The organism is Yaniella halotolerans DSM 15476 (assembly GCF_000420805.1).
Lineage (GTDB): Bacteria > Actinomycetota > Actinomycetes > Actinomycetales > Micrococcaceae > Yaniella > Yaniella halotolerans.
The window spans coordinates 185,252-210,580 of the sequence record NZ_ATVQ01000001.1 but is presented as its reverse complement, the minus strand read 5'-3'; the positions used below and the strand labels follow the sequence as shown (position 1 = coordinate 210,580).

At 57.4% G+C, this 25,329-nt stretch carries 22 protein-coding genes; 11 read left to right on the top strand and 11 right to left on the bottom strand.

Features of this window, described 5'->3' with window-relative positions; genetic code table 11:
• Nucleotides 1-41: 41 nt before the first annotated feature.
• A complete protein-coding gene (gene glpX / locus G583_RS0100985; protein WP_022869325.1) occupies nucleotides 42-1,046 on the top strand; it encodes a class II fructose-bisphosphatase in 1,005 nt (334 codons plus the stop codon).
• An 11-nt stretch (nucleotides 1,047-1,057) separates the two neighbouring features.
• On the opposite strand, the gene G583_RS0100980 is transcribed toward glpX, so the two are convergent.
• The 5 genes from G583_RS0100980 to G583_RS0100960 are packed head-to-tail and all read right to left on the bottom strand — an operon-like array spanning nucleotide 1,058 to nucleotide 5,924.
• Entirely contained in the window at nucleotides 1,058-1,264 is a 207-nt protein-coding gene (locus tag G583_RS0100980) for a hypothetical protein (RefSeq protein WP_022869324.1), read from the bottom strand.
• Between the two features lie 18 nt (nucleotides 1,265-1,282).
• On the bottom strand, nucleotides 1,283-2,473 hold the full coding sequence (gene manA, locus G583_RS13420; protein WP_022869323.1) for a mannose-6-phosphate isomerase, class I: 1,191 nt from the start codon (nucleotides 2,471-2,473) through the stop codon (nucleotides 1,283-1,285).
• Nucleotides 2,474-2,503: 30 nt separating this feature from the next.
• The gene (locus G583_RS0100970) at nucleotides 2,504-4,144 is read right to left on the bottom strand and encodes an LCP family glycopolymer transferase (RefSeq protein ID WP_022869322.1); all 1,641 of its coding nucleotides are present in this window, start codon (nucleotides 4,142-4,144) and stop codon (nucleotides 2,504-2,506) included.
• A 51-nt stretch (nucleotides 4,145-4,195) separates the two neighbouring features.
• A complete protein-coding gene (gene purE, locus G583_RS0100965) occupies nucleotides 4,196-4,750 on the bottom strand; it encodes a 5-(carboxyamino)imidazole ribonucleotide mutase (protein ID WP_051129585.1) in 555 nt (184 codons plus the stop codon).
• 7 nt (nucleotides 4,751-4,757) lie between these two features.
• Nucleotides 4,758-5,924 carry a 5-(carboxyamino)imidazole ribonucleotide synthase gene (locus G583_RS0100960; protein ID WP_022869320.1) on the bottom strand — a complete coding sequence of 389 codons (1,167 nt, stop codon included), beginning with the start codon at nucleotides 5,922-5,924 and terminating at the stop codon, nucleotides 4,758-4,760.
• Nucleotides 5,925-6,099: 175 nt separating this feature from the next.
• Here G583_RS0100960 and G583_RS13415 point away from each other — a divergent pair, with 175 nt between their 5' ends.
• The gene (locus tag G583_RS13415) at nucleotides 6,100-6,654 is read left to right on the top strand and encodes a GtrA family protein (protein ID WP_022869319.1); all 555 of its coding nucleotides are present in this window, start codon (nucleotides 6,100-6,102) and stop codon (nucleotides 6,652-6,654) included.
• On the opposite strand, the gene G583_RS16090 is transcribed toward G583_RS13415, so the two are convergent.
• Nucleotides 6,651-7,313: a hypothetical protein gene (locus tag G583_RS16090; RefSeq protein ID WP_022869318.1), complete on the bottom strand. Its 663-nt coding sequence runs from the start codon at nucleotides 7,311-7,313 to the stop codon at nucleotides 6,651-6,653. The genes G583_RS13415 and G583_RS16090 overlap by 4 nt on opposite strands.
• 280 nt (nucleotides 7,314-7,593) lie before the next feature.
• Between G583_RS16090 and G583_RS16495 the strand changes: the two genes are divergently transcribed.
• The 3 genes from G583_RS16495 to G583_RS0100935 are packed head-to-tail and all read left to right on the top strand — an operon-like array spanning nucleotide 7,594 to nucleotide 13,304.
• The gene (locus tag G583_RS16495) at nucleotides 7,594-8,124 is read left to right on the top strand and encodes a WhiB family transcriptional regulator (protein ID WP_022869317.1); all 531 of its coding nucleotides are present in this window, start codon (nucleotides 7,594-7,596) and stop codon (nucleotides 8,122-8,124) included.
• Between the two features lie 4 nt (nucleotides 8,125-8,128).
• Nucleotides 8,129-11,599 carry a glycosyltransferase gene (locus G583_RS0100940; RefSeq protein ID WP_022869316.1) on the top strand — a complete coding sequence of 1,157 codons (3,471 nt, stop codon included), beginning with the start codon at nucleotides 8,129-8,131 and terminating at the stop codon, nucleotides 11,597-11,599.
• Nucleotides 11,592-13,304, top strand: coding sequence for a DUF5719 family protein (locus tag G583_RS0100935; protein ID WP_022869315.1), 1,713 nt, complete (start codon nucleotides 11,592-11,594; stop codon nucleotides 13,302-13,304). Before G583_RS0100940 ends, G583_RS0100935 begins: the two co-directional genes overlap by 8 nt.
• 4 nt (nucleotides 13,305-13,308) lie before the next feature.
• Here G583_RS0100935 and G583_RS0100930 read toward each other — a convergent pair whose 3' ends face one another.
• Entirely contained in the window at nucleotides 13,309-13,665 is a 357-nt protein-coding gene (locus G583_RS0100930) for a hypothetical protein (protein WP_022869314.1), read from the bottom strand.
• Between the two features lie 51 nt (nucleotides 13,666-13,716).
• Between G583_RS0100930 and G583_RS0100925 the strand changes: the two genes are divergently transcribed.
• Nucleotides 13,717-14,100 carry a DUF3499 family protein gene (locus G583_RS0100925; RefSeq protein WP_040894587.1) on the top strand — a complete coding sequence of 128 codons (384 nt, stop codon included), beginning with the start codon at nucleotides 13,717-13,719 and terminating at the stop codon, nucleotides 14,098-14,100.
• Nucleotides 14,101-14,174: 74 nt separating this feature from the next.
• Nucleotides 14,175-15,716 carry an adenosylhomocysteinase gene (gene ahcY, locus G583_RS0100920; protein WP_022869313.1) on the top strand — a complete coding sequence of 514 codons (1,542 nt, stop codon included), beginning with the start codon at nucleotides 14,175-14,177 and terminating at the stop codon, nucleotides 15,714-15,716.
• An 85-nt stretch (nucleotides 15,717-15,801) separates the two neighbouring features.
• Here ahcY and G583_RS0100915 read toward each other — a convergent pair whose 3' ends face one another.
• Nucleotides 15,802-16,599 (bottom strand): RDD family protein, encoded by a 798-nt coding sequence (locus G583_RS0100915; RefSeq protein ID WP_022869312.1) that lies wholly within the window; start codon nucleotides 16,597-16,599, stop codon nucleotides 15,802-15,804.
• A gap of 89 nt (nucleotides 16,600-16,688) precedes the next feature.
• Between G583_RS0100915 and G583_RS0100910 the strand changes: the two genes are divergently transcribed.
• Both G583_RS0100910 and G583_RS13400 read left to right on the top strand, forming a co-directional pair.
• Nucleotides 16,689-17,690: a stage II sporulation protein M gene (locus G583_RS0100910; protein ID WP_022869311.1), complete on the top strand. Its 1,002-nt coding sequence runs from the start codon at nucleotides 16,689-16,691 to the stop codon at nucleotides 17,688-17,690.
• A gap of 100 nt (nucleotides 17,691-17,790) precedes the next feature.
• Nucleotides 17,791-18,924: a TIGR01906 family membrane protein gene (locus G583_RS13400; protein WP_022869310.1), complete on the top strand. Its 1,134-nt coding sequence runs from the start codon at nucleotides 17,791-17,793 to the stop codon at nucleotides 18,922-18,924.
• Here the strand turns inward: G583_RS13400 and G583_RS0100900 are convergent.
• Nucleotides 18,902-20,713 carry an AMP-dependent synthetase/ligase gene (locus tag G583_RS0100900; RefSeq protein ID WP_022869309.1) on the bottom strand — a complete coding sequence of 604 codons (1,812 nt, stop codon included), beginning with the start codon at nucleotides 20,711-20,713 and terminating at the stop codon, nucleotides 18,902-18,904. The two genes, G583_RS13400 and G583_RS0100900, sit on opposite strands and share 23 nt — an antisense overlap.
• Before the next feature lie 79 nt (nucleotides 20,714-20,792).
• Nucleotides 20,793-22,427, bottom strand: coding sequence for a dolichyl-phosphate-mannose--protein mannosyltransferase (locus tag G583_RS13395; RefSeq protein ID WP_169558749.1), 1,635 nt, complete (start codon nucleotides 22,425-22,427; stop codon nucleotides 20,793-20,795).
• Between the two features lie 40 nt (nucleotides 22,428-22,467).
• Between G583_RS13395 and rsmI the strand changes: the two genes are divergently transcribed.
• Nucleotides 22,468-23,346 carry a 16S rRNA (cytidine(1402)-2'-O)-methyltransferase gene (gene rsmI, locus G583_RS0100890; RefSeq protein WP_051129617.1) on the top strand — a complete coding sequence of 293 codons (879 nt, stop codon included), beginning with the start codon at nucleotides 22,468-22,470 and terminating at the stop codon, nucleotides 23,344-23,346.
• A gap of 276 nt (nucleotides 23,347-23,622) precedes the next feature.
• On the opposite strand, the gene G583_RS13390 is transcribed toward rsmI, so the two are convergent.
• Nucleotides 23,623-24,882, bottom strand: a complete 1,260-nt coding sequence (locus G583_RS13390) for a ferrochelatase (RefSeq protein ID WP_051129583.1) — start codon at nucleotides 24,880-24,882, stop codon at nucleotides 23,623-23,625.
• A 215-nt stretch (nucleotides 24,883-25,097) separates the two neighbouring features.
• Between G583_RS13390 and G583_RS0100880 the strand changes: the two genes are divergently transcribed.
• Entirely contained in the window at nucleotides 25,098-25,316 is a 219-nt protein-coding gene (locus G583_RS0100880) for a hypothetical protein (protein ID WP_022869305.1), read from the top strand.
• Nucleotides 25,317-25,329: the final 13 nt, after the last annotated feature.

Below are 25,329 nucleotides of genomic sequence, written 5' to 3'. Positions count from 1 at the left end.
TAATTTTCCTCCGCACAGTCTGTTTTTTTTGGAGTAGCTACATGACGAATAAGTCTTCGGCACAACAATTTGAAGGTGCGGGTACGCAAGACCGCAACCTCGCAATGGAACTCGTCCGCGTTACCGAAGCCGCGGCCATCGGTGCTTCCGAATGGGTGGGCTTCGGTGAGAAAAACATTGCGGATGGTGCTGCCGTGGATGCCATGCGAGCATTTCTGCACACCGTGCACATGGACGGCACCGTGGTCATCGGGGAAGGCGAAAAAGATGAAGCCCCGATGCTGTACAACGGTGAATCGGTTGGTGACGGTCTGGGTCCGAAGGTCGACGTCGCTGTAGACCCGATTGATGGCACCATGCTGACCGCGATGGGCTACAACAACGCCCTTTCTGTGATGGCGGTTGCTGAACGCGGTTCAATGTATGACGCTTCCAGCGTGTTCTACATGGATAAAATGGTAGTCGGCCCGGAAGCCGCAGATATGGTGGATCTTCGTCTGCCGGTCAAGCAGAACCTGCAGCTGCTCTCGAAGGCGCTGGACAAGAAAGTCTCACAGCTCAACGTGTGTGTGCTCGATCGGCCACGGCACGAGAGCCTGGTGCGTGAAATCCGCGAAGCTGGTGCGCGCGTAAAATTCATCATGGACGGCGATGTCGCCGGAGGTATTGCCGCAGCACGTCACAACACTGACGTCGATATGCTGCTGGGCACCGGCGGAACACCGGAGGGCATCATTACCGCGTGTGCCATTAAAGCAACCGGCGGCATGATTCAGGGACGTCTCGCCCCGGTCGATGATGAAGAGCGCCAGGCGGCCATTGACGCCGGCCACGATTTAGACGCTATTTTGACCACCAATGATTTGGTTTCGACCGAGAACTGCTACTTTGCGGCAACAGGTATTACTGATGGCGACCTGTTGCGTGGTACTCGTTATTTCTCCAACCGGGTTGAAACCCAATCGATCGTGATGCGCGGTCAGACCGGTACGGTGCGAACCATTGAGGCTGAGCACCGCCCGGCGAAGTGGAAGAAAGCGAACTAGCCGCTGCTGTGCTAGGCCGCGGTTGCTGACGATTCGTTGTCAGTGGCCGCGGTTTTTTCTTGCCGTTTTGGCATCATCCAGGTTGCCGATGCTACAACGACCGCCAGGACCGGTCCGGTGACCCAGATGGGGGATGTGCCACGCAACCAAAGGGTGACCAGTGCCCGAACACCAACAAGGAGCATCACAGCTGTGGCAGAGTCCGGTTGGGCAAGCATCTTGGGGCCCGTGCGGTGTCATGGTTGGAAGGCTATGAACATGGTCACACCGTTGGGGCCTGCGGACAGTTCGACAGGCAGGTCATTTCCAAGAAGGTAGATCCCGGTGCCAGGCGTTACTCCGATGGTGTCGTCTTGGCTTATCAGTTGGCCCGTGCCACCGGTACATATCGCAATACGGGGTCTGTCGGGCACCACGGCCAATCGCTGGTCGCCGTGCAGGTCATAGCGGGTGAGCGCAAAATCATCGACAGGTGGTTCGAAATGCGTGACTGTCATGGTTGCAGACTGGTCAACTCGTGGGCTGAGCAGAGGTGGAGGATCAGGCTGATACCGAACCACCCGGTCGAGTTCTTCAAGATCGATATGTTTGATGGTCAGCCCGCCACGAATCACGTTGTCCGACGTGGCCATGATTTCCAGGCCGAGCCCCGAGACATAGGCATGAATGGTGCCATCCGGAATGAACATCGATTCACCGGGGGACAATCGAACCAAGTTCATAAGCAGCGTGACAAGCGCACCAGGATCATCGGGGTGAATCTTTGATGCCGCCAAGGCATTCACAAGGGCGTCGTCATCGAGATTTGCGTGTTCGACCGCATCGAAGATGGTCTTGGTCCACCCATCAGATTGCCAAAATGGTGATTCGGTGTCGACGAGTTGGCCAAAGACTTCTTTGATCTTTCCTTCGGCTAGCTGGGTCGCCATATTGCTTAAGGCGACGGCAAGTTCAGGGAGCTCAACAAGTTGGGCAAGAGCCCCAAATGTTTGAGCCGACGCTGCAGGATCGCGGAAACCGGCCAGCGCCGTGAAGTCGGTCAGCGCCACGAGCATCTCTGGCTTATGGTTAGCGTCCCGGTAGGTGCGCTGCGGATCGTCGAGCTCGAGACCGGCCGCATTCTCCGCGGCGAACCCCGCTTCGGCTTGAATGATAGTTGGGTGAGCCTGGATCGATAGTGGTTGCGCTGCGGCTAGTAACTTCACCAAATAAGGAAGATCGATGAGGTCCGCTAGTGCGCGGCCATCGGACAAGGTGGTCTGGGTGGTGGGGTGAGTGCCGAACCACAGTTCAGCCTGCGGGGTAGAAGAGGGAGCAGTACCTGTGAGGTCTGCCAGTAGGGTGGTGGAACCCCAGGCGTAATCTTTCACAGGAGCCGTGAGACGATACATCGTGGTTTGTTGACCGGACGGAACACGATTGGTCAAGTGGATTGGCCTTTCTTTCTCGTGATAAGTCTAGCCCGGATGACACTGGTGATTGGTTTCGGCAGCATCACTTAGCAAATTCTCTTGACCGGTATCCTCTGCCCACATCAAGTATTCTTCGGTGATCTCACTACCGTCGGGTTGGGTGGGGACGGGATCCCAGCCTGCGGTGGGATCGTCGCTGCCAGCTTGAGCGAAGTACATACCAATCGTAGGCTGCATGAGGTGGGCTCCTGATGGCGGGGTACCATCCTCGGTCAGCATCTCGTCGACGCGCTGGTGGACTTCATCGAAATCCGGATACGTGGAAAATTGTTCGCCTTGGTCGCCGAAGTCAGGGGCGCCGATGGTGAGTCGCTCCATGTCCTGTCGCTGAGATTTGATGCCGAGATTCAAGAAACTGCCCACCTGGGACTGTGGAATAGATGTTTCGACCATTTGCTCTCCGGCACCGAGGATCCCTTCGAATCTGGTAACCAGAGTGGGCACATCAAATTGGCTAAGCATAGCTTGTTGCACACACTGTTGGCGCTGAATACGGGAGTAGTCGGTGGACCAATTGCGCGAGCGAGCGAAGCCCAGAGCGTCATCACCGTCCAAGGTATAGGTGTCGGGCTTCCACCATGCGTTGCCCCATTCACCGTCGGGCCGTTGCCCACGATAAGGGGTCCAGCCACCGGTCGTCACTTCGACGCCACCCATCGCATCGATGAGCTCGGAGAACCCGTCCATGTCGACCATGACGTACCCGCTGACATCAAGATTCAAGATCCCCGATGCAGCATCCATCATGGCTTCTGCACCGGGATCGTCGGAGGTGGGGTAGAGACTGCTGTGGTTATTCGTCACATCCATGTACAGGCTATTGACGATGCATGAGTCACCGCAGCTGTATCCGTCGGGGTAGACGTTCCATAGCGGGGAGTCGGATGCGAAGCGGGCATTTTGGAAGTTGCGAGGGATCGAGAACAACACGATCTTGCCGGTATCCGCATTGATTGAGGCGACTGAGATCGAATCGGGCCGTAATCCGGTGCGACCTTCGCCCGCATCGGCGCCCATGATTAAAATGTTATAACGACCATCAGATTCGTCCACGGCTGGGCCGGAGCCAAAGATTGCGCCCAGTGACGATGTCGAAGCGTTGAGTAGGTAGGCACCGTAGGCAGCGCCCCCGGAGGTGAGGATCATCAGTGCTACGAGTAGGAACCCAAGTATGGGGCGTGCGGAGGGCTTGAGTTTGACGAACTTGATAATCCTGGCGGTATCTAACCATAAAATGAGCCAGCCGGCTGCGATCGCTGCCAAGTAGAAGATGCCGATACTTTGGACGTACTGGTTGAACGCCAAGGACATGGTGAAACCACGTGCCACGAGCACCCCCAGAACCGTCAGGGCGATGAGAGTCCAGTTGATGAGAGTGACGGACAGTCCGATGCGGCCGAGTCGGTGGTTCCCGATTACAGACTGGGCGCCACCGGGAACCAATGCCGTCAGCATGATCAAGATGACGGCACGTTTGGCCCGCTGGCCAAAGGTCGCTTCTGAGGGATTCTTGAGAGGATCGTGTTGGGCAGCGCCGTATTCCAACCGGCGCAGGCGGTCGTTGAGTTCGCGCCGAATTTGGCGCTCAGTTTTGCCTGCGGTAGTTCGTGTGGAAGTGTTCGTCACTGTTACTCGATTATGGTCGGGGAAGTTGCTGGTGAAACCGAATGAGACAGTTTAGCGGTTGTCGCGTTGAGCCAGTTGTGTATTCAGTTTTGCCCCTTTTGCTTGGGCTTGTTCTTTCAGATTGGTCGAAAAATCGTTGAGTTGCTCACGGAGCTGGTGGGCGTCGTCACCGGTGTTAGCAGCCAACATTTTGACGGCCAAGAGTCCAGCATTTCGTGCACCATTGATCGACACGGTAGCAACCGGTACGCCGGCAGGCATCTGGACGATCGACAAAAGCGAATCCATACCATCGAGAGTTTTGAGCTGTACGGGCACCCCGATGACCGGCAGTGAAGTCGTCGACGCGAGCATGCCCGGAAGATGCGCAGCACCGCCGGCGCCGGCAATGATGACGGAGAGGCCGCGTTCTTCAGCGGTTTTCCCGAACTCAATCATTTCGTGCGGCATACGGTGCGCAGAGACGACATCAACCTGGTGGTCGATACCGAACTCGGCCAGCGCTTCTGACGCGGCTTGCATGACGGGCCAATCAGAATCTGATCCCATGACAACTGCAACGCGAGGGGTACGGGGCGTATTGGTCACACGAAACTCCTTGGGCATAACGGTTCTAGCGAGTGTAGTCGGTTCGGCCGTGACGGATAATTTCTGCAGCATCGATGGCCGCTGACAGTGCAGCGTCGAGGTCACCATCGATGGCGAGCACATTCACATGCCCGATTTTACGTCCGGGACGCACCGATTTGCCATAAGCATGAATCTTGGCAGCCGGATATTTCTGCATCGCCAGGGGAAACGCCCCGTAGAGATCTTGGTTTTCGGCACCCAAATAGTTTTTCATCACAGTGTAGGGTGCCACCGGATCCGTGGCGCCCAACGGGAGACCAAGAACGGCTCGCAGGTGTTGCTCGAACTGACTGGTCAGGGAGCCGTCTTGAGTCCAGTGCCCCGTATTGTGTGGACGCATCGCGAGCTCATTGATCATGAACCCGGCATCAGTGTCTGGTGTGTGGAAGAGCTCCACGGCTAACATGCCGGTGACCCCTACTGCCTCGGCAATAGTTGCCGCAGCAGTACGCGCAGCCTGATCGGTCGAGGCCGCCAACTGTGGTGCCGGGGCTTTCACAATGTCGGCTACGCCGTCAGTTTGGATCGTCTCGACAACGGGATAGGTGATGGTCTCACCGGTGGTGGAGCGTGCAATCTGGGCTGAGAGTTCACTGCGAAAATCAACTTTTGCTTCGACCAACAGTGCTGGATGCTCACCGTTAAACCAGTCGTGTGTCTTACGAGCTTCGTCAGCAGTATCCAGCACCCAGACGCCCTTACCGTCATATCCTCCACGCGGGGTTTTGAGTACTACCGGAAAACCGATCTCTTCGCCTGCACTCACGAGTTCTTCAACGGAAGTGACGGAACGCCAGGCTGGCTGCGGTAGACCTAGCTGCGCCATCTTGGTGCGCATGACCAGCTTGTCTTGGGCATACACCAGCGCTGCGGGGCCTGGAGCCAGGGCTACGCCGGCCTCTTGCAAGCGTTGCAAATGTTCTGTTGGCACATGCTCGTGGTCGAAGGTGACGACGTCGACACCGCTGGCAAAGGCTGCCAGTGTGTCGTAATCCTTATAATTACCGACCGTATACGTGGCTGCCGTGGTGGCTGAAACATCCTCAGCCTCGGCAAGCACATGCAATTTCACGCCAAGATTGATCGCGACCGGAGCCATCATGCGGGCTAACTGGCCGCCGCCTACTACACCTACTGTTGGAAAAGTCACGCCTCCACACTATCGTGCTTTCACCCCTAGCGTGGCGGGTGGGTGGCATGCGACACGGGTCCGTGTCTGACAGGCACTATCCTGCTCCAAATGTTTCTGCACCGATTGAGTGCAAGGGTATCTTGGTGGAGCACGCTAGAGTATCTACGACCCCGGCTCAGCTCAAGGAGGACCAATGTTGCAGAGAATGCGGGAACGCATCGTGGCACTGACGCAACTCCTGTGGCGCGAAGTCGCAAAATTTGGGGTCGTTGGCGGGATCGGTTTCTTTATCGATACCGGCATTTTCCTGTGGTTGATCACCGGTCCCATGGAAGACTCCGCAGTCAAGGCAAAGGTGATTGCTACCGGAGTCGCCACCATATTCTCCTGGGTGGCCAATCGCTACTGGACGTTTAGAAACCGCCGACAGTCCAATGTTGTGCGCGAGTTGGTGCTCTTTTTGGTCATGAATGCTGTGGGCGCCGGCATTCAGGCAGGCTTCGTGTTTATCGCAAAATACTTCTTGGGTATCACCTCAGCCGGCGGAATGGTGTTCTTTGGCAACATCATTGGGCTTGGCTTTGCGACCATTTTCCGGTTTATCGCATACCGCTTGTGGGTGTTCACCGAAGCGATGGAAGCGGACCCAAAAACAGCGCAGGATCCCGAGCTACTCACCGGCTCAATCCCGCGTATGTCATCACCGTCAGACGAAGCCGGTGATGAAGATTCTGAAACCGGTCGTTAGTCGAGCCGCTCTGTAGTGATGATGCGCTCCAGCTGGGCATCGTCAATGTCTTCAACGAGTACAACCGGTTGCGTTCTGCGCCAGGCATCAATGATGGCCCACCAGGTTGCCGCGTCAAGGCGCTGTTTCGAAGCCCGAATCACTACACCGGAGCTATGCGTCTCCACATGTTTGGACGGCTGCTGAGTTGTTTGTGCGTTGCCAATAATGTCGGGGACGGGCAACAAGGCCTGATCTGCGTGTGACAACACCTCGTCATCGACATCGACTAGTGCCGCATCGACCTCGTCACGGTGCGTGACGAAGAGTTCTGCCTCAACGCTGAGGTAGTGCCCTGGTTGATCGGTCAAGATAGCTGCAGCTTCGTCCTGGTCGCTTGAGCAGGTGGTAGCTGTCCACGCAACACCCAGCATCAGGGCGAGCGATCGCCAGGTAAGGGGAAGATCGACTAACATCTCGTCGGGTTCGGCAATGCCGTAGGAATCGATGAGGTGGGTCATTTTGGTTGCCCAATTGACTGCCACGCGCCCTGAAAGCTCAGTGCGCCCCTCCTCGGCATAATGGATAATCGCGGGTCGTGGCGAAGCTGCTAAGTGGGCGATCAGGTTAGTGCCAGGTTCAAGTGGTTGATTTGAGGGCGATGGATTCAGCGAAATCATGGTGTCCTTTGACTGCAACGGTGTTGCTTCTTAGGCTAGCTACTTCCACGTATCACCGCAGGTGAGATGTCGAAGCGGCCATGACCACCGGCTGAAAGTTGGCTGTGAATTGCCTGGCAGGCCGCATGTTTGCCTGGATCTCAGCTTGACTTACTGCAAGTTACAACGGTGTAATTAGGAAGCAGTACAATAGATTACTTACCGCACCGAGTAGGCGCGCTGAAAGGCATTCTACGCGGTGCCGGGCTATGTGCCCGATGGGAGTTCAGGAAAGGAACCTATGGACAATGCACAACGGGCGGAACGTTCCGGCCGCGAGGGCCAATCCGTAACTCGTAACGGACGAGAAGTTCCTATTGACTGGTTCGTGGACCCGGCAGACCCTAGTGCAGGACAGGATCTCACCACGATGGATGATCGTGCCACCGCCTACCTGGCGGCTCATGACGCGATGGTCGATATCGCCACAGATGAGACCCCAGACGCGACTGTGACTGCGCTACACCCGGGAGTGAAAGAAGAACCCGAGGCGCCGTCAACTATCGATCTTTGGGAAGCACTTCCTGGCTTCGGCGACACCGCCGATGACGGTCAGCTGGCCTGGCAGGCGGATGCGCTGTGTGCACAGACCGACCCGGAAGCATTCTTTCCGGAAAAAGGCGGGTCAACACGCGATGCTAAAAAAGTGTGCGGAGCCTGCCTCGTGCAGGAGCAGTGCCTTGAGTATGCACTCGCTAATGACGAACGCTTTGGAATTTGGGGCGGCATGTCCGAACGTGAACGCCGTCGCCTACGCAAGAAATCCTCGTAACTAATTGGCTAAGTACCACATCACCGGGGTCTTCGTTGTAGAGAATCCCACCGAAGCTGCCACCGAGGTGTTTACCTCCGCTCTGCACGGTCAGACCGGGGTAGATGCCGCGGTGGTAGTCACCCCTCCCAATGTTGCGCCAGCGGTATTGGAGAATCTCGGCCGGTTATTTGAAGAAGCCGGCGTCGAATACCAGCACGTTGTACACGACGAAGGCCAGAGTCTGGCCGCAGGGCTTGCTGATGTGGTTGCCACCTCCGAAGAAACCGCCCGTATGGCGGAAGCTCAATCGTGGCTGTGGTTTATCACTGATGACGGTGTGGTAACCGAAACGACCTTGGCCAATCAACTCAAGGCCGTAGAGATTTCTCCGTCAGTGGCCGTAGCCGGTGCCAAACAACTTTCGGATCGTTACCTGATCAATGTGGGACTCGCCGTAGCCCATAACGGCGATGTGCTGTCGATGATCGAACCCGGTGAACTCGACCAGGGGCAATATGACCACCGCACCGACACCTTTGCGGTTTCACTGCCGGGCATGCTCATGAAATCTCATGTGTGGACAGACCTGCAGGGGTTCGATGTCCTGACACCATCGTGGGCTCAAGCCGTTGATGTTTGTTGGCGGGCTCGCCTTGCCGGACACCGCGTCGCCGTCGTACCAGCGGCCGAGGTACAGCACCAAACCGCTGCAGCTGAACCGGACCTTGCCACGGGATGGGAGACCTCCTGGTGGTTGCGTCTGAAACACACTGGTTTCTTCGGTTTTATCAGCGGTTGGATTTGGGGCTGGTTTGCAACCCTGGGTGTATTGTTGGCCGGACTCTTCGTAAAAGACCCAGGTGCCGGGGTTGCCCAGGCCAGGGGAATCTTGCGAACGTTGACCAGACCGGTTGCCCTGTGGCGGTCTCGCAAGAAGGCCAGGGATAGTCGAACCCGACCCTATGATGCCGTGACTGAACTCCGTCCATCGCGTGCACTAGTGCGCGACCATCGCCGTTCGGTACTCGAAGTTTCTGAACCCGATCAGGTGATCGGAGACGGTACGGGGAGTTCGCTCACACCACAGCAGGCCACCGGTGGGCACGATGATTTTGAAGAATTAGCCACCCCGGAACGTAACTGGGTTGGCATAGGCGCCGTTGTGCTGGCCGTCGTGTTTGGGGCGATCACCTTGCTCGGTCTGCGACACCTGCTGGGCGTACCCGCATTGGCGGGTGGAAACCTTCTGCCGGTGACCACCGAACTCTCCACCCTGTTTTCCAAGGCAGCTAGCGGCTGGGCTTCCGCCGGAGCCGGTGCGCCGGGCTACGACGCCCCATTTGGCTGGCTGCTGGCTCTACTCGGTCTGACCAGTAGTGCTTCTATAACGTTGGTGTGGATGTGGATCCTCGCCCTGCCGCTGTCGGGCATTGGTGCATGGGCCTTGGCCGGGACGATAACGTCTTCGCGCTATGTGCGTTTTGCAGCAGGCATGCTCTGGGCCGCTGCACCGGTACTCTTGATTTCCCTTTCAGAGGGTCGCTTCGGCGGGTTGGTAGCGCACCTTGTGCTGCCCTGGTTCGTACTGGCGCTGCTGCGAGCCATCGGGTATAAAGCCGACGATATTCAGCTTTTCCGTTCGTTGCGTTCCCAAAGTGAGGTTGCGCAACGTCCCGTCGTCTTTGGCAGCAAAGCTCGCAATACTCACAGCGCCACCTCGTTGACCGCAGCAGCGTGGGTTGCGATCCTCTTGGCTATTATGACCGCGGCTGCGCCGTCGATGTTCATCCCGCTGACCGCAGGCCTCGTAGTTGCGACACTTGTGTTGCGTTCCCGAGCCAAAATCTTGTGGTGGACCCCGCTTTTGGCTGCGGCGACGCTCATCCCGGCTGTTGTAACCCATCGTACGAATCTGCGCGCTATCCTGGCAGATCCGGGTGCACCCGCCGGCTACGATCCAGCGCCCACGTGGCAATTATTGCTCGGACTCCCACACGAGACGTCGATGGACACCGGCCTTGCAGAATTGCCATGGCTCGATCTGCTCAGTGGCGCTGTGCCCTGGACCGGCATATTTATCGGCCTTGTCGTCGTCCCAGTATTAGTGGTTGCGATCGTCGGTGCCATCGCTCCCGGGATCGGCGGAAACCTCGCCCGTGCCGGAACAATCACGGGCTTTCTCGGGCTGGCAGCTGCTACCGCGAACTCAAACTTTATTTTCTCCGTCGATCAAACCGGCGTCCCCGTAGCCCTGTCAACCACTCCTGCCGTATCGCTGATGTGGATGGGGTGGTGGACCGCCGCCATCATCGGCGTGAACTACCTGACCATTGGCAGATCACAGCTTCGCACGAGCGCTTCCACGGTTCGACTACGTGCCGGCTGGCCTGCGCGCACGGTCACCACCGTGCTTCTGGTGTCTGGCATCATTTCCGTTGGCACATGGCTGACCCCACGCATGGTGCCGAACGAACCCCTATCTGAAGCGCGCAGCGCAGCCCAGCAAGAACGAAACATTGCGGCCGCTCTAGCCCAGACAGATGAGCAGCCGACAGCTAACGATAATGCAGACTCCGACACCAATGCGGTGCTGGCACAACCGACCGGTAATCCCGGGGTGGCCGGTGTACAACAACGGGCGCTGCCAGCTACGGCCATTGACTCTGCCCGCTCGGCCCTGCAAACCCGCACCCTGCTGATTACGAGAACCTCCGAAGGCATTCGCACCCACCTGATTTCGGGCGCCGGGACCATGCTGGACGATATGACCGGTACCTGGACTTCCCGCACCGTGACGGGCGGACTCTTCAACCCCCAGGCAGCCCCAGCAGACGACGCCGACGACACATTGCGCACCGTCGCAGCCCAGCTGACCTCGAATGCTGACGCTGATCCTCGTGACGCGCTGGATGCCCTCGGCGCCGGCTATGTAGTCTTGACTGACCCATCGGGCACCGAAACAACGCTTGCCGCCGGTATCGACGCAGCCCCGGGACTGGCTCCAGTTGGACATTCCAGTGCAGGATGGCTCTGGCGCGTGCTTCCCGAAGACATCGAGGCCGAAGATGAGGACGTCACCCAGGCAGGCGTCGAAGTCCTTACCGAAGACGGGGCGACCCCGCCGCGGGGCACAGCCACCGCCCGGGCACGTATTACCGAAGATGGCAGCACCGTTGCGATCGCTGCGTCCAAACCAGACGGATCAATTGACATCGAATTACCCGACGGTGACGGACCACGCGAACTGGTGATATCGGAACGGGCTAACCCAGGATTCCGGGCCTACCTCGACGGGGAAGAACTCACCGCGACCGCGAGCGATCCCGAATGGATTCAAGCCTTTGAACTACCACAAACCGGTGGCAATTTGACCATGGAATACGCTCCGCCCGCCGGGAAGTGGTTGTGGTGGATTCCTGCCATTTTGGGCTTCATTACCTTGTTGTTAGGGATTCCGACGCGGAACCGGAACGCACGGAGAGTACATGACTGACGAACACGAGCCCAATCAAACTGCTGAGGAACACGATTCAGCAAGCACCGAACGGGCCCGCCGCCGTGAAGCTGCCCTGCGCCGTCTTGGCAAGACCGGTCCCTCGCAACGAGCCGCCGCCGTCTTCGGTATAGGTGCCGTTGCAGCGGTCGCCGCAATGACCGTCGCCGGCAGTCTCTGGGCAACAACGTCACCCGACATGGACACCGAAGCCCGTCCGGCGCAGCTTCCAGCGACCCAGACGTTCAGTGTGTGCCCCGGGAACCCCATGCTTCCCGAAGGCTCCGATGACAGCACCGATGTGCAATTTTCCGCAGCCTCCTCCGATGCTGTGTCAGCCTTGGGTATCGCCGCAGCCTCGGACCTGGCTGGCAATATCCCCGGCATGGCATATTTCCCGGCCGAAACAAGCCCGGATGACCAGCCTTCGCCCAGCCAGATCACCGAGTCCTTGGAAGAAGAGGTCCAGCAGGGTCCACCGGCAACGGCAGGCACGGATGGTACGGTCACCAACCGCGCACACTTCGAAGTCATCTCCGAGCCCGCAGAAAATGGTCAGCCGGTTGCCTTGAGCGTTGAACCCGTGGGTGGCGCCCCCGGTACTGTGTCCGGAAGCACCCAGTACGCTGCAACGGACGGCGACCTAGCCGGCATGACGGCAGCAGCCTGTACTCCGGCAGCCCATCAACACTGGCTAACCGGTGCGACCACCACGACCGGCACAACCTCGGTCCTAACCGTCACCAACCCCTCGGCCACCAACTCGACCGTTAATCTCGCGGTATTTGGCGCCGACGGTCCGGTAGAAGAATCTGGTATTTCAGATATTGTCCTGGCACCTGGACAAACTCAAGCACTATTAGTCGCCGGACTGGCACCGCGCGAAGACTCCGTTGCGGTCCGAGTATCCAGCTCTGGCGGGCCGGTTGCCGCTGATATCCAACAACACCGACTCGATGGTATCGTGCCCGCCGGTGTCGACACCCTACAACCGGCAACCCCCGGTTCCAACGTCATTGTTCCCGGTGTGCAGATCTCGAGCGATGCTGAATCGATCGCCGAAGAATCTGGTCTGGACGGTCAGCAACCGACCCTGCACGTCGCTTCGACTGGATCGGCTGTATCTGCAACTATCACCCTGCGTGGGCCAGACGGGCCAGTCGATATTCCAACCGAGGTTTCAGCCATCGATCTGGCTCCCGGCGCCAGCACTACCGTTGACCTTTCCGGCGTTGCACCGGGTACTTACGCGGTAGAAATTGATGCTGACGCCAATGTGGTGGCCTCGGCCGACTCCGTAGCCTTCAACCCGGCAGGCGATAACGAGGATGCCACGGGGAATACGGCAGCAGTTGATACCGCGTATATGCCAAGCACCGCTCCTATCCGTGGAGAAACGATGGTCGCACTGCCTGCGCTGGCCGAGCCGGCATCACAGCTCCTCCTCACCTCCGCGGAAGAAGCTACCGTTTCCATTACGCCCATTGATGACGAAGGCCGACGCGGCGAAGAATTTACCCAAGAGCTCTCGGGCGAGACGGCGGTGACCATTGATGACGAAGACGCGGCAGGCTATGTATTAGAAACTGGTGCTCATGATGTACACGCCGGCGTACTGGTTGACTCCTCCGCGGGGATCTCCGCCATGCCCGTGAATACCGTCAGCGAAACTGGATCCGGGCTGCCCGTACGCCTGGGCTACTAACGCACTAGAAGTTCGGGTCAATGTCACTGACGCGTTGTCCGGTCAACGTCGCCCACTCGGTGATCAACAGTTCGTAGAGTATTTCTGGCAGAAGCGATTCGTCGGTCACGCCGAACATAATGAATTTTCGGTACAGCGTCATCGCTACGACGCCGGACTCATTCATGCCGCTGGTGATCAACGGGGGACCGACATCCCGATCCCACCAGTCCAAATCAGCGGGCGCCGTCACGTACTGGATGGTCGCGACTTCACCCACTTGGTCAAGAAACCAGCGATGTGCAACACCGAGCGCCTGATCGAAACGATCTGCGCGTATATCCCGGCGTCCATGCCGCGGTCGAGAAAAGAATCCAGCCACACCCTAAGACTAGCAATCCCCAGATCTGCGGGTGCTGTAGACTGACGTGCTGTGGGAACTCAACGACTATGCACCAAGACCGCTTGCTCCAATACTGCCGCGGCAACGCTGACCTTTAACTACGCCGATTCGACCGTAGTGCTGGGTCCCATGTCGCAACGCGCTGAACCCCACGCCCACGACCTCTGCGCCAAACACTCCCAACAATTCACCGCACCGGTGGGTTGGGAATTCTTGCGCCTCACAGAGGAACTTCCGGAAGATGCTGACGACCTCCTCGCAATCGCCAATGCGGTCAATGCTCCAGAAGAAGTCGAAGAACCCTTCGACGCTAGTTCCGGCACCGTCCAACCGGTAGACCGTTCGGTAACCCCGACCCGTCCGGCACCGATGCCAGAAAAGCCGGCTAACCTGCGCCTGCTACGCCCAGAGTAAGGCGCAGTCGACAGAGTGTGACTCCGCGTTGCACTCTGATAGGTGAAAACACTTTCAACAAGTAGTCTTAACGCATGACTACTTCGCCTGCCGTAGACCCGGCTTTCTCGAATAAAACGACCGTACCAGGCGCTGATTTTGACTTCGCGATTCGCGACATCAGCACCCACGAAGCTGGCCGCCACCAGATCCGGCTCGCCGAACACGAAATGCCAGGCCTCATGGCCCTGCGCGAGCAATACGGTGACTCACAGCCGCTCAAAGGCGCTCGTATTGCCGGTTCACTGCACATGACAGTCCAAACGGCGGTACTCATCGAAACGCTTGCCGCACTGGGCGCAGAGATCCGTTGGGCATCATGCAACATTTTCTCCACCCAGGACGAAGCAGCTGCGGCGATCGTCGTCGGTGATGGCACCGCTGAAAAACCAAACGGTGTGCCAGTATTTGCCTGGAAGAACGAAACGCTAGAACAATACTGGTGGGCCGCCGAACAGATTTTCCTCTGGCCAGGTGCGGCAGAAGATCCAACGCTTGGTGCCAACATGATTCTGGACGACGGCGGAGACGCCACCATGCTGGTACACAAAGGTGTCGAATTCGAAGGCGTCGGTATGGTTCCGGCAGCAACCGAAGAGGACCCCGAAGAATTCCAGGTGGTTTTGGCTACGCTGCGCGCTTCACTAGAAGAAGATGACCAGCGCTGGACCCGTATCGCCAAGAACCTTCGTGGCGTCACGGAAGAAACCACCACGGGCGTACTGCGCCTCAACCAAATGTTTGAAAACGGCGAACTGCTGTTCCCGGCAATCAACGTCAATGACTCAGTCACCAAATCGAAGTTCGATAACAAATACGGCATCCGCCACTCCCTGCCCGACGGTATTATGCGCGGCACCGACGTGCTGATCGGTGGTAAAACCGCCGTGATCGCCGGTTACGGTGATGTCGGTAAGGGCGCTGCTGATGCCCTGGCTGGTCAAGGCGCCCGTGTCATTGTTTCCGAGATCGATCCAATCATCGCACTGCAAGCAGCCATGGACGGCTACCAGGTCGCCCGGCTGGAAGACGTCGTCGGTTCCGCCGATATCTTCATTACCACGACCGGTGGCCGCGACATCATCATGGCCGAGCACATGTTAGCCATGAAGAATAAAGCAATCGTCGGCAACGTGGGCCACTTCGATAACGAAATCGATATGGCTGGCTTGGGACAGGTGCCAGGTGTCGAGAAGATTGAAATTAAGTCCCAGGTGCACGAATGGGTTTTCGATAAGGGCACCGATAAAGAACGCTCGATCATTGTGCTTTCTGAAGGACGCCTGCTCAACCTCGGCAATGCCACCGGGCACCCATCGTTTGTGATGTCTGCATCATTCACCAACCAGGTGATGGCACAGATCGAACTGTTCCATGCTGAAGGCGGCACCGGTTCGATTACCGGCAAGACCTACGACGTCGGTGTGCACGTCTTGCCGAAACTGCTTGACGAGCAAGTAGCTCGCTTGCACCTCGATGCCCTGGGCGTTGGTCTGACAGAGCTGACCAAGACCCAGGCCGAATATCTCGGTGTGGACGTCGCTGGTCCATATAAACCAGATCACTACCGCTACTAAACCTCAACGAACTCATTGCAAAGCGGCCCCGGTACTGAAAACCAGTACCGGGGCCGCTTGCTCTCTTCGCGTGATCCGTTACACGTCACTGACGCAGCAGGTACTGCGCATCGCGATCACGTCGGTCACGTTGTCGCCCTAAAACTTCAGCATCTCGATTCCGTCGTTCAGCTAGTACACCGACCATAAAGGTCATCCGATCAACGCCAGCCGGGGGACCGGGAGTCACGTACTCCAAGAGGCGCACGTACACATCATGCGACACGGTGGCTAAGGCACTTGGATGCATGGTCGCCGAATTTCGGATCAGAGAGTTCGTCTGCGATGCTAAACCCGCCGGGATACGACCGACGTCGGCGACCTGCGCCCACTGCTGCATGGCAGGTGGGACGTCAGGCATCGGTGCAGGCAACCGCGGAGCTCGAGAAATAATGACATAGGAACCCGCCATCATGTCGCCGAGACGTTTGGAATGCTTATTGAATAAGGACGAGAGCACGGCGATGGAGCCGAACGTCATCCAGAGTTCAAAAACCCCCGCGAGACAACGAGTAAATGCGTGACGCCAGCGAATGGTACCGCCATCATCACGCACGACGCGTAGCCCAAACGCCAACTTGCCCAAGGAACGGCCGTGTGAGCATCCCTCGACGAGCAGGGGAACGATGAAGACCAGCAGAATCGTGGCGAGTAACATGACCGCCTGCGTAGCTGCGACATCTAAACCAAACCGGGAGGTGAATTGAGCAAGACCATAAACGAGAAAACCCCAGCAGATCAGATACACGAGAGCATCCAGCAGCGCCGCCCCGAGACGCGGCATAAAATTTGCTGCGCGTAAATTCAAGACAACGGCTTCACCGGTAATCGTGTGATCTTGCATAAGGGACCTTTCAGCTCGGTACCGTCGCAGCCCAGTGTAGACGGTCTGCGCGAGTCAAGAATATGTTTGGGTACCCTCATCCTAGTAGTGTGGGCCAGGTGGATCTGGAAGCGTATGCAAAAACTCATCGCCCCGATTGGCAGCGGCTCGAAACACTTGCCAGCCATCGGCAACTGCATCCCGCCGATGTCGATGAACTCGTAGAACTCTACGGTCGAGTCTCCACACACCTCTCCATGGTCCAGGCTCAGGATCCCGATGGCGCGTATGCCAATAGCTTGTCACTGACCGTGGCGAAAGCGCGGGCACGGCTGACAGCAGCTACCGGTTCACCGGTTGCAGGCGTTAAAGCTTTTTTTGTGGTCAAACTGCCCTATGCGCTCTACCAAATACGCTGGTTAACCATCATCTTAGGTGCAGCGTTCCTCGGCATCGCTGCCGCCTATGGGTTCTGGTATGGCAATAACCCACAAATGTTTGACGCCATGATGTCCGAGCAAAATCAACTTGCCTATGTTCAAGAAGATTTTGTCGATTACTATTCGGAAAACCCCGCCGCCTCGTTTACCACACTGGTATGGGTCAATAATGCGTGGATCGCACTGCAAGAAGTGGCCTTTGGGATAACCGGATATTTTGTGCCGTATGTGTTGTTCGTCAACGCGCAAGGGTTAGGTATTTCAGCGGCCCTGATGTATAAATATGACGAGCTCGACACATTTTTCGCCTTCATCCTGCCCCACGGTCTCATGGAGCTGTCGGCGATCTTCATTGCGGGAGCCGCCGGCCTTCGCGTGTTCTGGGCGTGGGTCGCCCCCGGCCGGAGAACACGATTGCAGTCGCTGGCATACTGGGGCCGCCAACTCATTCTTGTTGGCGCAGGACTCGTAGGAGTGTTACTCATTTCCGGCCTGGTCGAAGGGCTGGTCACGCCCTCGCCCTTACCAACCTGGCTCAAAATAACCATCGGCGCGCTGGTACTGGCAGGCTACTGGATGTATACCTGGGTGCTGGGGTCACGTGCGGCTAAGGCCAACGTGGACGCCGACCTGGACGAGTATGACGGTGGACGCCCGACCATCACAGGCTAGGGTGCGGGAGCAAGTTTCTGCTCATACGGTGTGCCATATACCAACACGCTTGTGCGCGTCGTAGGCTAGCACCACGTTATGCGCTTTGAAAGGTGGGTCTATGTCTGAAAGATCTTCGGAACACGACGAGCAAGATGCCGTTGACCAGCCAATACCGGCTACACGCCCGAGGACTTCTCCGCGTCGTGCCCGTCGCCGAATCGATCCCGCGGGAGATACCCTTCATACCGCATCCGATTTGCCTCGCCAACCAAAGCCCACCGAAGAGCCACCTGCTGAAACGAGCGGTCCACCGAAGAATCCACCTCCGGAGCCACCGGCAGAACCACTTGACGACACACAGCAAACCAAAGCATTGCCCGGATCACATGCTGCCCCACGCCGGCAGGCCACGTTGATCACCGAACCGCTCCCTGACTCGTTTGAAGATGATGCGTCTGCGCGTGCGAAAGCGCGGGACCGTGCCGTCGTCGGATCGCCTGTGGCGGCCGCTATCATGCAGGTCGTCCTAGCCGTCTTGGCGCCATTGGTCATCCTGGTGGGCGTTATCCGACTCATCGCCTCGCCGGCATTCTTATGGTTCGAGTATCACCGTCCCGGATTTGCAGACGATCAGTTCGGTATGGATACCGAACAGCGTATGACCTACGGCTCCTACGGGCTGGATTACCTCTTCAACTTTGCTCCAATGAGCTACCTGAGCGACCTGACATTTGCCAATGGTAATGTCGTATTTACCGAGGCCGAGGTCTCACACATGGCAGACGTTAAACAAGTCATGCTCATCACCCATATTGCCGGATTGGTGGCAGCAGTGGTGTGCGTTGTGTTGATGATTTTGCTGTACCGCATGCGTAAGGGAGCAATTGCCCGTTCCCTGTTTGCCGGTGCAGTGTGGTTTACCGTGGCGATGATCGTCTTGGCGGTCGTGGCAGCATTCGGCTGGGAAGCGTTCTTCGCAGGCTTCCACCAGATCTTCTTTGCCGATGGCACCTGGACGTTCTCGACTACCGATACGCTGATACGTTTGTACCCCGGTCAATTCTGGATCGACGCAGCCGCATGGATTGCGGGGCTCACCCTGGCGATCATGATCACTATCATGGTGTGCACCGCACCGACCGGTCGACGCCGTCACCGCAATGAACAGGCACAGCGGTTTATGGAATCACAGGTAGTCGTCGAGCGGCCGGCCCCAGACCAGCCGGAGGCTAACCGTACAATTCGTCCATAGCCTCGTCGAAATCTTCGACGACCGAGGTCCGACGCAGTTTTTCTGACGGTGTGACATGACCGGTTTCCTGTGACAGCTCGGTCGGCAGAATGACCATTTTGCGCACGGACTCTGCCTTCGACACACTCTGGTTTGCAAGATCAATGTAGCTCTGGATCTCCGCGTGCACATCGGCATCGGTGCGAGCCTCTTCCAAAGTCAGCCCCACTTTGCCACGACGTGCAGCCCAAGCGCTCAACTCGTCGGTATCCAACGAAATCAGGACCCCGACGAATGGTTTATTTTCCCCAACGACGATTGCATGACCGACAATCGGCGCCGTCGAAATAGTCTCCTCCAGCGGTGCAGGGGAGACGTTTTTGCCGCCTGCGGTGACCAGGAGGTCCTTGGTGCGCCCGGTGATATACAGGAAACCGTCGTCATCTATTTCTGCTAGATCCCCGGTGGCGAACCAACCGTCTTCGTCAAAGGAATCAGCGGTATCGTCCTCGGAGAGGTAACCGGGGGAGACCACCACACCACGCAGGAGCAGTTCGCCGGAATCCGACAGTTTGGCCTCCATACCGGGCACGAGTTTGCCAACCGAACCCAGCCGGGCGTTCTGCGGCACATTGACCGCTGCAGGAGCGGTCGACTCGGTCAACCCGTAACCTTCATAGATTTCTAAGCCAATACCTGTAAACAAGTGTGCAAGTTTCTCATTGAGCGGGCTCGCCCCAGAAATAGCAGCCCTGGCTTCGCCACCGAAAACTTCCCGAATTTTCGCATAGACCACCCGATTATAGAATGCATGTTTGATGCGCAGACCCACCGGCAGCTGATCAGCCTGGCGAGCCCGGGACCACTGTTCCGCCACATCGATTGCATCACTCAGCAGATTTTTGCGCATACCGGTGGCTTCATCAGCCTGCGCTAGGACCGCGTTATACGCCTTTTCCAGCACGCGCGGCACCACGAGCAACCAGGTCGGATGATAGGCCTGCATAATCTTGGTGACATTGCTGGTATCCGACGTGTGGGCCACCTGAATGCCCGCAACCAGACAGAAGTATTGCACCGCTCGCGCCAGAATATGCGCTAGCGGGAGGAACATTAGCAGACGTGGATCCGGGTTGCTGAGCACAATGTCACCAGCGAAGGGAACAATATTGACGGCGCCCTCCGCAAGGTTACCGTGTGAAATCATGGCACCCTTCGGCGTACCTGTGGTGCCGGACGTATACACGACGGTTGCTGTGGAACGCATCGTCGCAACACTGCGGGCGGTTTCGACGTCGTCGTCGGACACCTCAGAGCCGCTGGTGGCCAGGCCGTTCAACCCTGCATCGGTGAGCTCCAGTTGATTGATAGCACCTAGATCATGCATTTCGATGGCCCGGGCTACAGCACGTGCCGATGAGCTACCGGCAACGAAGACCGTTGGTGCGCCGGAATCAGCCAGGATGTGGGCAACCTGGGCCGGGGAAGACGTTTCGTAGATCGGCACTGAAATAGCCCCGGCAAACCAAATGGCTTGATCCACCAGCGCCCACTGGTAACTCGTCGCCGACATGACAGCGATCATGTCCCCGGGGCGTACACCGGAAGCGATGAGCCCCTTGGCAATGCCGCGCACCCGCTCGAGAAATTGAAATGCGGTGACTTCATCCCAGGCCAACGAATCGAGGTCGTCACCGCGCTGTACCGAATACACCGTACGAGCCGGATCAGCTCCGAGTCGGTTCACTACAAGATCCGTGAGATTGGATGCTGGATCAAGCCGTTCAATTTCTGGTGTCGCGACGTGCACGGGACCTCTTCTCGGGGTGCGTTCAATGGCCGCGTACTATTCTAGCGTCATGACGATCACACCGTAATGCGTTGCGTCACTATATCCAGGATTGAAACCACATACGATTTTGCCACTGTTCATGGGGGATTGGTTCGCCCGTCCACAGCGGCAAAAAGTATACACTGACCGCCAGCGCGGCAAGGACAAAAAGGCCGATCCCCATGATGGCGACGTTCCGTGACGGTAACTGCCACCCGCTATCGGTGGACCGAGCCAGCCACAACCCCGCGATATAGGTTAGAGCCAACATAAGGAATGGTGTGTAGGCCACTGTGTAGAAGAAGAACATGGTGCGTTCTGGCCACAAGACCCATACGAGTTGACCGGCCGCATAGACGGCCAAGATCGCGCCGGCCCGCCAGTCGCGAACGATCAGCCAGCGGATGAAGATCGCTGCGATGGCGACGAGTCCAGCCCACCAGATCAGCGGGTTCGGAAGATCGAGAATTGCGGCAGAGCATTGCTCAGCTGCACATGAGATGCCGTCTTCTTCGGTTCGATAATAAAACGAGACCGGTCGTCCAGCGAATGGCCAGATCCACGCTGCCGAAGCATAGTTATGGGTACTGTCGAGGTCGGTATGGAATGTCGTGGCTTGCACATGATAGTGAATGAGCGAGGCCAACCAGTCGGGCAGCAAGCTGGGGTTTTCAGCACCCCAATTACGGTAGTACCCGCCCGAGGTCGCCAACCAACCAGCCCAAGTACCAATGTAGGTCAGGGCACCAACGACGACGATGGATACAAAAGCCCATAGACCATCGAGCACGATGGCTCCAGGTAGCCAACGTCGGATGCCAGCCGTTTTGCGGGCGTTCGCGTCCCACCACACGGTGAGGAGCCCAAAGAGCGCCATAAAGGCCAAACCGGAAAGCTTGACCGAAACTGCAATACCGAGGAGCACACCGGCTGCGATACGCCACGGTCGCAGTCCCAACCAGGGGCCGTAGGTCATGGTCCGTTTCCAGTCCTCACGCTCCGTTGCAGAAGCGCTACCTGATGCTATCCGTCGGTATCGTGCCGCAAGCTCGGCAGCGATGCGCCTGCGTCCCCACGTTCTGTCGGCAATCAGCGCACAGAATGCTGCCAGTACGAACAGCATCAAGAAAATATCTAGGAGCCCTACGCGCGACATCACGATGTGGTGGCCTTCGACGGCGAGCAGAAGCCCTGCGAGTGATGCTAGAAACAGTGAACGAAACAGCTTGGCGGCCAATACGAAGGTCAGCAATACGGCCAAGGTTCCTGCGGCAGCTGCGGCGAATCGCCATCCGAAGGCATTGTCGAAGCCGAATAGGGCCATGCCGATGGCGACCAACCATTTGCCTGCCGGCGGGTGGACAACATAGCTGGCGTCTTCCCCGGGCCGGGCCTGACCAGCGGCAAAAGCCTCGTCTGCGTCATCACTCCAGGAACGTTCATAGCCAAAGTGCCATAGAGAGTAAGCATCTTTGACGTAGTACGTTTCATCAAAAATGAGTTCTTGCGGGTGTGCCAAGTTCCAGAACCGCAACAGTCCTGCCGCGATGGTGAGCACCGCCGCAATCACCCAGCCGGTAGTACCTAAGCGAAAAGTCGGGTACACCAACCGTGCTCGAAGTCCGGTGAGGGAGAAGGCACTGTCGCGGTCGCTTAACCAATCGGGGGTTTGGCGGAGGAGTTTCTTTGACACACAGGCTATGCTACCGGTGGTGTCAGCGGATAATGGGAACATGGACGCATCTGGCACACAACATCATGACAACGCTACCGATCAGGTATTGGCCCCGTTGACTCTGGCGGCAACACCGATCGGTAACCTGGGGGATCTGACTGATCGGGTCAAAGAGGTGCTGTGTCACGCAGACATCATTGCAGCCGAAGATACTCGTTCATTGCACAAGCTCTTGCATGCGGCAGGGGTCCAAACTGAAGCAACGGTTGTATCGCATCACGAGCATAATGAAGTTGATTCGGCGGCTGGACTGATTGACGCTCTTCAGGCTGGTCAACGTGTGGTGTTTGTCCCTGAAGCTGGAATGCCTGCTATTTCAGATCCTGGGTATCGGCTCACTCAGGAAGCGATTGCCGCGGGTATCCCCGTGACCGTGGCCCCAGGTGCTTCTGCTGCCATCACAGCACTAGTGTTGTCGGGACTGCCGACGGATCGTTTTGCTTTTGAAGGTTTCTTACCTCGCAAGACAGGGGACAGGACGAAGATACTTTCTGCGCTCGCCGATGAGACGCGAAGTCTCATTTTCTATGAATCTCCGCACCGAACGGCTGCCACGTTGGACTCGATGGCGAACGCTTTTGGAGCGGATCGTCCCGCTGCCGTGGCGCGTGAGTTAACGAAATTTTACGAGGAGGTCGCCCGGGGCTCGTTGAGGGAATTGGTGGAGTGGGCGCAGTCTAAGACGCTGAAGGGCGAGATTGTGATTGTCGTGGGACCTGCTCCTGAAGCTGAGCAGGTGAGTTTCGAGGTTGCCTTGGCACAGGTGCGGACTCGTGTTGCCGATGGGCAGCGTTTGAAAGCTGTCACCCGTGAAGTAGCCCAAAGCACTGGACACTCGGCACGCGAGCTCTATAACGCTGCACTGGCAGATTCATAAGGGAATAGACCGTTAGTTAGGCAGCGAGGCGTTGGGTTATGGTCTCGAATCCGTCATACACCAAGCATAAACACCCGGTAGGACACGATAAGCCCAACCCCAACAACTCAAACATTCAACCAAGCTCTCCACAAACACAACAAACCAGGTTGACACACCGATGCCTGTGCGAGGTATATAACGGGCAGGCCCTCTGGGAAAAGAAAAACTCCCCGGTCCTGATTCTCAGCTCAAGTCCCGGGGAGCTTTGTGAACTACCGTGAATTCAGATCGACCTTATGGCAGCAGACCACCTGTGGCAGCACGCAGCGGACCTGAACCCTGGCTGGAACCTGCGCGACGAACGTCGTAGCCAGGTCCATATTTGGTCAGTGCCTTCCGCTCGGAGGCTGGTGTTCCATTCAGACGTTCCTGCACGAGGTCGACCATGGCAGCCACGAACTCAGGATGCACGCCCGGAGTTGAAACACGCTTATAGCCCAGGCCCTGTTCATCTGCAGTTTCTTTGGCCTCAATATCTAGATCCCACCAGACTTCCATGTGGTCCGAGAGGAAAGTGGCGGGAACGACGACGACCGCCTTGCGGGTTGAAGAGATTTCTTCCAAGTAGTCGTTGATATCAGGTTCCAGCCATGGAATGTGGGCAGGCCCCGATTCGGACTGATATACAAGCTTCCAGGGGACATCCGTGCCAAACGCTTCTTTGACGGCATCCATGACGAGTCCGCCCAGAGCGAGATGCTGTGCTTTATAAGCTCCGACTTCGCCGTAATCGTGCTCATCTGGGTCCCCAGACAGGGCGTTATCCTTGATCGGAATCGAATGCGCAGAGAACAGAACTTCGACGTCCTTGGTTAGATCAAGATCTGCATTCTCTTTCACAAGCTCCGCAATGGCGCCCCGAGTGCCCTCGATAAACGGATTTACGAAACCCGGGTGATCGAAGAAGTGACGGGAGACATCGATTTGTACGTCGTCCCAAAGATCCAATGCCTCGAGCGCATCAGCGAAGTCTTCGCGGTACTGACGATCGGAAGAATACGCCGAGTAAGCAGAAGTCACGAGTGCAAAGATCTTCGTCGGGCGACCTTCGACCTGATTTTCCTCATGAGCATTTGAGATAGCTTCGGTGAAGTATGGGTCCCAATTGCGGTTTCCGAAATAGACCGGCAGATCGATGTTGCGACGTTTCAGTTCGTCTTCTATCGCAGCCTTGAGCGCGAGGTTCTGTTCGTTGATCGGACTGACGCCGCCGGCTTCGCGGTAATGGACGGCGACTTCTTCAAGCCGCTCGTCAGGGATGTTCCGTCCCAATGTGACGTTACGCAAGAACGGTAGGACGTCGTCCTGGCCGTTTGGGCCGCCGTATGAGGACAGCATAATGGCATCGAACTCGGTAGGAACTTCAACCCAGTGATCGCCGGTCTGAGCTTCCGGAGTGGCCGCTGGCACACAAGCGCCAGCCTGCACAACGAGGCGGGAAGAAGGATGAGGTTTGGACCATTCGGTCACGCGAGCCTCCTGAGAGTTGGGCATCACGATGGTCTGGGCAGACCATCTGCCGTGGTTAATCTGAAAGGATTCAAAGTGTCAGCAAGTTGAGGTGATATTGGACGCAACGTCCTATTTCGCCTGCTCGTCCTTTATTCTAGTCATCGCCGTTGCCGGGAGACCATTTGGGTCGTCGAGTTCTGGATGCCGCTGGCGGAAGGTGAACAACATCACCGTTAAACTAGAAATGTGCACGGATCGTGCTGACACATCAAGAGTCGAAGAATTGGCTGAAAGTTTCCGTGATGGAAGCCGGCGTCACTCTGATGGTCGTCGGACTCCTGACCAGTGCATTGATCATGGTGGTCACGACAGGAGGCTCGCTGGGCTTCTTAGGTATTTCCTGGATTTGGTTACCGTTGGGGACCATGTTCTGTGCCGTGGGTGTGAGTATCGTTCGCATGTCCTGGCAGGCCTAGCAAGATATACCAC